The organism is Corallococcus sp. AB030, from assembly GCF_003668965.1.
In the GTDB taxonomy this organism is placed as follows: Bacteria; Myxococcota; Myxococcia; order Myxococcales; family Myxococcaceae; genus Corallococcus; species Corallococcus exiguus.
On the sequence record NZ_RAWQ01000138.1, the window covers coordinates 21921 to 28844 of the forward strand.

Here is a 6924-nt window from a genome sequence, read left to right on the forward strand (position 1 = left end):
CCTTCCCCTCAGGCGCCCACGAGCGCCTTCAACCCGTCCGGGCCCATGTCATCCAGGGCCCGCGCGCGGGACAGGTAGGTGCGGAAGTCCTTGGGCGCGAGCTTGTCCGCGCCCAGCGGGGACAGGTGGTAGTCGCGGATGCGGCTGGTGGTGAAGCGCACCGCGCCGTAGAGGGCGTGGCCGTACAGCGCCCGCTTCTCCACGTCCGACAGCGGCCGTGCGTCCTGGTAGCCGCGAAGGAGCGCCTGACACCGCTCCGGCTGGTAGGCCCCCTCGAAGCACCACGCGTTGAGGGTGACGGCGACGTCCAGCGCGTACGCGTCCACGCAGGCCATCTCGAAGTCGAAGAAGGCGCCCACGCGGTCGCCCAGCCACTTCACGTTGTCCAGGAAGAGGTCCGCGTGGATGACGCCCCGGGGCTCCAGTCCCTGGCGCTCGGCTTCCACGCGCGAGAGGTACCGCTCCAGCTCCGCCGCCACCGAGACGAGCTCCGGCTCCGGCCGCTGGGACAGGCCTTCCAGCCAGCCCTTCACCACGCCGGGGCCGTAGGGATTCGCGCGCGTGCCACCGAACGACTGCGTCACCCGGTGCAGCTTGCCCAGCTCGGCGCCGAGGCGCTCCAGCACCTCCGGCGTGAGGCGGTCGCGGGTGTACTCCTCGCCGGCCAGCCACTTGAAGACGCTGATCCGCCCGCCGTGCAGCTCCAGGAAGGGCGTGGGCCCCGGAGGCACCAGCAGCACCGGCGCGGGGAAGTGCGCTTGGGACAGGTGAGCCAACAGGGACGCCTCGAAGCGCAGGTCGTCCGGCGAGCGCACCGTCGTGTGGCGCACGAAGACGCGGCCTGAGTCCGTCTCCAGCCGGTGGTTGGTGTTGATGGAGCCCTGGGGAATCGGCGTGATGGAGCGCACCGCCCCCAGGCCCCAGACTTCCGCCACGTGGGTGAAGGCCTCGGGGGGAAGTGTCGTGTAGACGGCCATGACGTGCCTCCGGGGCGTGCCGCCCCCGCGTGCGTGCTGCCCCCACCCGTTGACACCCCAGGGGGCCGGACCTATCTGTCCATGCCCGTCCTACTTCGCATAACTGTCTGAAAATCTTCAATCTTTGCGCGTGAGGCCACCCCCATGGAAACGTCGGGCCGCGGTGACTGGAAGCGTCGCGAGGGACTGGGCAGCGCCCTGGCCCAGATTGGCGCCGTCGCCGTGCTGCTCGCCGCGGGTGTCGCCTGGTACGTGCACCAGGGGCAGGTGCGCCAGGAGGTGGACGCCCACCTGCGCACGGCGCGCTCCGCGGTGCTGAAGGGCAACCCCAGCGACCTGGCCATGGCGCAGCAGAACCTGGAGGCCCTCTTCGCGCTCGCGCCGGACTCGCGCGACGCGCGGGCGCTGGCCGCGGACCTCCAGGCGGAGCTGTGGCTCACCCACCACCAGCCCGGCGCGGAAGCGAAGGCGCGCGAACAGTTGGAGCGCGCGGAGACGCTGGGCTCGCGCTCCGGTGAGCGCTACGGCGCCCGGGCGCTGCTGCTCGTGGGCTCGGGGCAGACGGCGGAGGCGCACAAGCTGCTGGAGGAGCTCAAGTCCCAGGGCGCCAACAGCCCCCGGCTGACGCTGGCCCAGGCGCGGCTGCTGCAGAAGGAGGGGCACCTCTCGGAGGCCCGCCAGGCCTTCGCGCGCGCGGCGGAAGGGGCCTGGAAGGATCCGCGCTTCTCCGTGGCCTACGGTGAAGCGCTGCTCGACGAGGGGATGTTCCCCCAGGCCGTGGAGGCCTTCGCGCGCGCCACCACCGCGAACCCGGACCACCTGCTGTCGCGGGTGACGTCCGCCCTGGCGCAGCTGTACGCGGGGCGGCCTCCGGACGGCGTGACGGCGTTGCTGGAGGAGGTGCGCTCGCGCGGCAAGGAGCTGACGCCCGCGCTCCAGGCCCGCATGGCGGTGGCCCAGGCGGAAGTCTCCCTGGCGAAGGGCTCCCCTGACGAGGCGCTCACCCACGTGGACGCGGCGCTCAAGGCCTGGCCGGACGAGCACTACGCCCTCTTCACCCGGGGCCGTGCGCTCGCGGTGAAGCGCGCCCCGGACGCCCGCCAGGCCTTCGAGGCGGCGGCGGCGAAGCGGCCCACCGCGCCACTCCTGACGCTGGAGGGCGCGCGGCTGCTCCAGGCCCAGGGCGACGGCGAGGGCGCGCTGGCCATGCTGGACGCCTACGAGAAGACCTTCCGCGAGGTGAAGGTGCGGACGGCGGACGGCAAGGAGCTGCCCGCGTTGGACAAGGACGACCGGTACTGGCTCACGCGCGGCGGCGTGATGGAGGCGGCCGGCCGTCAGGACGACGCGCTCGCGGCCTACGACAAGGCGCTCTCGGCGCGCGGCGTGGGGCTGGCGCGGGCGCAGTACGCCAAGGGCGCGCTGCTGCTCGCGCGCAAGGACTTCGACGGCGCGAAGTCGCTGCTCACCGCCGTGGCTCCGGAGACGGGCGCGGGCAGCATGCCGGAGGCGTACGCGGCGCTGGGCGAGCTGCTCTTCGCCCAGGGCGAGTTCGCCTCCGGGTGCCAGCAGCACTACTTCTCACTCGTGCGCGCCCGCGCCCAGGGCGCGCCCGTGGAGCAGCTGGCCACGCGCGCCAACGACATCAAGAAGCGCCTGGAGACCAGCGGCCAGCCCGCCATGGCCAAGGCCTGGCTCACGGAGGCGGGGCCGCTCTTCCAGCAGCAGTCACCCGAAGCGGTGACGCGTTAGAGCAGCTCCGAGGGGTCCAACTGGCGCTGCTTCGCCTTCACCACGCGCCACTCGCCATCCTCTTCCTTCTCGAAGGTGCCCTCGATGGCGTAGGCGTTGAGGACGCTGTCCTTCGCCAGGTCCTCCAGCTTGTCCGCCTCCGAGCGGCCGAAGATGAAGCGCGCCTGGAAGTCACCCTGCGTGGGCGACACCTCGTGCACGTCGATGTCGGTGGTGAAGATGCGGACCCACTGGCCCCGCAGCACCTGCGCGGCCAGGATTCCGCGCACGTCCTGCTTGCTCCAGCCGTCCTTCGTCTTGAAGCGCTCGGACACGCCCTCCATCACCCCGCCCACGTCCTTCTCCTCCGCCGAGCGCGTCATCGCGATGATGCGCCGGGTGACGGCGTCCTTCACGCCCGGCTCCTCGCGCGGCCAGAGGAACAACACGAGCGCGGCGGCGAGCACCGCCGCCATGCCGCTCACCACCCGGGTTCGAGTCAGCACCATCTCAGGCGGCCCCGGTCTCCGGCTCCAGCATCATGTCGTCCGCGTCGATGATTTCCAGCGGGCGCAGCGCTTCGCCAATCTGCTTCAGGCGGCGGTCGGACAGCTGCTCCAGGTACGTGCGGATGTTGGGGAAGGACGTCACCAGCTCCTGGAAGGCCTCGCGCTTGAGCCACCCCGCCGCCGTCTTGCGCGTCACGGACACCGTGGCCGTGGCCCTCAGGCCCGTGAGCAGTGAAATCTCTCCCGCCACGTCGCCCTCGCGCAGCACGCCCAGCGTCACCATGCCGCCCGCCGGGTCCTCCTTCTGCACCGTCAGCTCGCCGGCCAGCACCAGGAAGAGGCCCTGGGAATACTCGCCCTCCACCAGGACCCTCTCGCCGGGCTGCAGCGCGCGGAAGGTGAAGCGCTGGAAGAACGCGCCCCGCTCCGACTCCGGCAGCTGCTGGAACAGGGGCGAGTTCGCCATCAGGTTGCGCATCATGCGCTGCTGCGCGAAGTCCGCCAGCAGCTGCGGCACCGCCGGGTGGCTCTTCGCCACCGCGTTGAGGTGCTCGCGGCGGATTTCAAAAACCTCCGAGTCCGACACCGCCGTCACCGACGCGGTGGGAGGCGCGCCCGTGAGCAGCGCCAGCTCGCCGAAGATGGAGCCGCCGCCCAGGAAGCCCAGCGTGCGGTCCTCGCCGTCCGTCCGGCGCGTCACCTCCGCCTTGCCGGCGACGATGACGTGCAGGTGGTCGTCCGGCTCGCCCTCGCGGCTGATGACCTCCTCCGGCTTGATGGTGCGCCACACCATGCGCCCCACCAGGTCCAGGAACGCGTCCCGGTCCAGGTCCGCGAACAGCGGCAGCGGCGGACGGCTTTGCGGATCCGCGGTGCCGCCGGTGTCCGGCGCGGCCAGCACTTCAATGGCGCGGTTGGACAGCTCCTCGCCCACCAGGCCCATCAGGTCCGTGTCCACCTTGCCGTCGTACAGGTGCTCCGGCGGCAGCGGCGGCGGCACGGCGGCGCGGCCCGGGGCGCTGCGCGCGGCGCGCGAGTGCACGCGGTAGAGCGTCTCCTTCAGGCGGCGCTCGTTCGGCGACAGCTCCAGGGCCAGCTTGCACGCGGCCATGGCGCTCAAGAGGTAGTCACGGCGCAGGAGCCCCTCCGCGCACGCGTGGTACGCGGTGACGGCGCGCTCGCGCTCACCCAGCTCCGCCAGACACCGGGACGCCAGCATGCGCGAGCGGTGGTCGGCGGGCACGCGGCGAACGGCCTCCGCGAAGACGGCGAGGGCGCGCTCGAACTGGCGCTCCTCGAACAGGTCCATGCCCAGCTCACGCAACGACGACTCGTTCATCCGGTGTCTCCAGACCGCGCACGACGACAGGTGTGACAGGGATACATGAAAGAGGCCGCCCACCCTCATCCCACGGGCGGCGGCCCCCTGACTCCAGCTACGCGCTACGAACCGCCGGCCTTCTGCAGGTCGCTCAGCGCCATCTCCGCCTTGCGCTTCACGTCCGCGCCCTCCGCGGAGGACTCGATGACGATCTTGAACTGCTCCGTCGCCAGGGCCGGGTCGCGGTCGCGCGAGATGTACGCCGACAGGTACAGCTCCTCCACCTTCTTCTGCAGCTCGTCCAGGCCGTCGCGGGCGCGCGAGTCACCCGGGTTGAGACGCAGCGCCTCTCGGAAGCTGCGGCCCGCCAGTGGGAACTCCTTGCGCTTGAAGGCCGCCTGCCCCGCCGCCACCGACGCGGAGGCCAGCTCGTTGTCCAGCGTGTCGCCCAGCGAGCCAGCGAAGCCAATCTGCCGGTACACCTCCACCGCGCGGCGCAGCGGCTTCACGGAGGCCTCCAACGAGTTGTTCTCGTACTTCTTCTGGCCCTCCTCGAAGGCGGAGCGGAACTGGGGGATGAGCTTCTTCAGGTTGCGCGCGCGGGCCTGGATGTCCGCCTCGCTCCGGTACTTGTCCATCACCCGGTCCACCTCCAGCGACGCGCGCTGGAAGTCCCCGCCGTTGAAGCGGCGCTCCACGTCCTGGAAGGCCTCCGCCACGAACTCCGCGCGGCGCTGCTTGGCGTTCTCCGCGGCCACCGCCTGCCGGACACCCGCCTGCCGCGCGGCCTGCTGCGCCTCCTTGGCCAGCTGGTTCACCAGGTCCGTGAGCTTCTGCTCGTAGAGCGAGCGCGTGCCCTGCGGCAGCTCCGCGATGAGGGTGCGCGCGTCGTCCGGCCGGCGCTCCGTCAGCGCCGCATCGACCAGGTCCAGCGTGTACTTCTGCTCGCGGGCGTCCAGCTCCTCTTCCAGCTTCTTGCGCGCCTCGTCCGTGCGCGCCGTGCCCTGCGGCGTGCCGGTCAGCTTCGCGCGCGCGTCCGGGTAGCGGTTCTCCGCCATCAGGTCCCGGGTCGCCTGGAAGGCGTCCATGATGTCCTGGAGCTGCTGGGCCGCCTTGGCCACGCCGTCCACGTCGATGCCCACGCGCAGCTTCTCCGCCTCCTGGGCGAAGCGCACCGCGTCCGGGTACTCGCCGTCGCGCACCTTGTCGCGCGCTCGCTGCATCAGCTCCTGCGCGCGCGCCTGGCTGGGGTCCACCACCGGCTTGGGCGGCGGCTTGTTCCCGCCGGACATCGCCAGACCGGCGATCAGCATCAGGAGCACCAGGCCACCCACCGCCGCGCCCACCTTCATCTTGAAGGTGATCTTGAAGCCCTCGCGCGCCGTTGAACGCACCGGACGCGGACGGGGCACGCCCGTCTTGCGCGCCTTCTCGTCGCGCATCAGGTCCGCGATCTTGTAGTTCGCGTTGGTCTTCTCATCCAGGCGCGGGTCCTTCTTCTCCTCCTTCTTTTCCTTCTTCTCGTCCGCCTCGCCGGACTCGGCCTTGGCGCGCATCTCCTTGATGAGCTCGCCCTCGTCCACGAAGCGCAGGCGCGTCTTGCCCACGGAGATTTCGTCCCCGTGCTTCAGGATGCACTCGTCGACCTTCTGGTCGTTCACCTGGGTGCCGGAGATGCCGCCCAGATCGCGCATCACCACGCCGCTCTCGCCGTAGACGAGCTCCAGGTGGCGCCGGGACACCGTCTGGTCGCCCAGGGCGAAGTCGCAGTCCTTGCTGCGCCCCACCACCATGCGCACGCCCTTGAAGCGCTTCTTGCGCCCCTTGTCCGGGCCGTCCAGCACCAGCATCAGCACCGGGGGGCCGGCGCGCGTCGTCTCGGAGTTGTCCTCGTCCTCGGCGGGCTCCTCCGCCTCCGGACGCACGTCGTCAATGGAGGCCACCCGCGTCTCGCCCGTGCGCGAGCGAACGGGCTCCGCGTCGCCGTACAGCTCCGGGTCTCCCCCGTCCTGGCTGTCTTCGCCGGAGAGTGGCGCGGACCAGTCTTCATCCGGCACGGCGGAGACGCGGCGGGAGCCACCCCCCGCGGGAGCTTTGGGTCGGCGGTCCGCCGTCGCGCCTCCGGCCGAACGGCCGGTGCCCGAACGCGATGACGGTGATGGACGGCGAGGAGGCATGGGTGGGTCCAGGTTGAAGCGGCGATCATCTTAGAGCGCCCACCGCACGGTGGGAATGCGCTCCCAGCGTTCCTTTCAGGGAAGACGGGCTCAATCCGGTTCGTTGGCCCGCACGGCGTCCCGTCTCCGATGTAGGTTTCCTCCATTCCCGCTTCCTCAAGAGCCACGAGCCCCCCATGCCCCGAGCCCTCGCGTCCTCCCGGCGCGCC

General features: G+C 71.2%; 5 protein-coding genes. 1 reads left to right on the plus strand and 4 read right to left on the minus strand.

The window, feature by feature from the left end:
• Positions 1-8: 8 nt before the first annotated feature.
• Positions 9-977, minus strand: a complete 969-nt coding sequence (locus D7Y15_RS28250) for a homoserine kinase (protein WP_121754520.1) — start codon at positions 975-977, stop codon at positions 9-11.
• A gap of 144 nt (positions 978-1121) precedes the next feature.
• Here D7Y15_RS28250 and D7Y15_RS28255 point away from each other — a divergent pair, with 144 nt between their 5' ends.
• A complete protein-coding gene (locus tag D7Y15_RS28255) occupies positions 1122-2729 on the plus strand; it encodes a tetratricopeptide repeat protein (RefSeq protein WP_121754521.1) in 1608 nt (535 codons plus the stop codon).
• Here the strand turns inward: D7Y15_RS28255 and D7Y15_RS28260 are convergent.
• The 3 genes from D7Y15_RS28260 to D7Y15_RS28270 form a co-directional block, all read right to left on the minus strand.
• Entirely contained in the window at positions 2726-3217 is a 492-nt protein-coding gene (locus D7Y15_RS28260) for a hypothetical protein (protein ID WP_120580042.1), read from the minus strand. The genes D7Y15_RS28255 and D7Y15_RS28260 overlap by 4 nt on opposite strands.
• Before the next feature lies 1 nt (position 3218).
• Positions 3219-4556 (minus strand): cyclic nucleotide-binding domain-containing protein, encoded by a 1338-nt coding sequence (locus tag D7Y15_RS28265; protein WP_120580043.1) that lies wholly within the window; start codon positions 4554-4556, stop codon positions 3219-3221.
• Between the two features lie 104 nt (positions 4557-4660).
• Complete coding sequence (locus D7Y15_RS28270) at positions 4661-6595, minus strand: FHA domain-containing protein (protein WP_233597361.1); 1935 nt, start codon at positions 6593-6595, stop codon at positions 4661-4663.
• Positions 6596-6924: the final 329 nt, after the last annotated feature.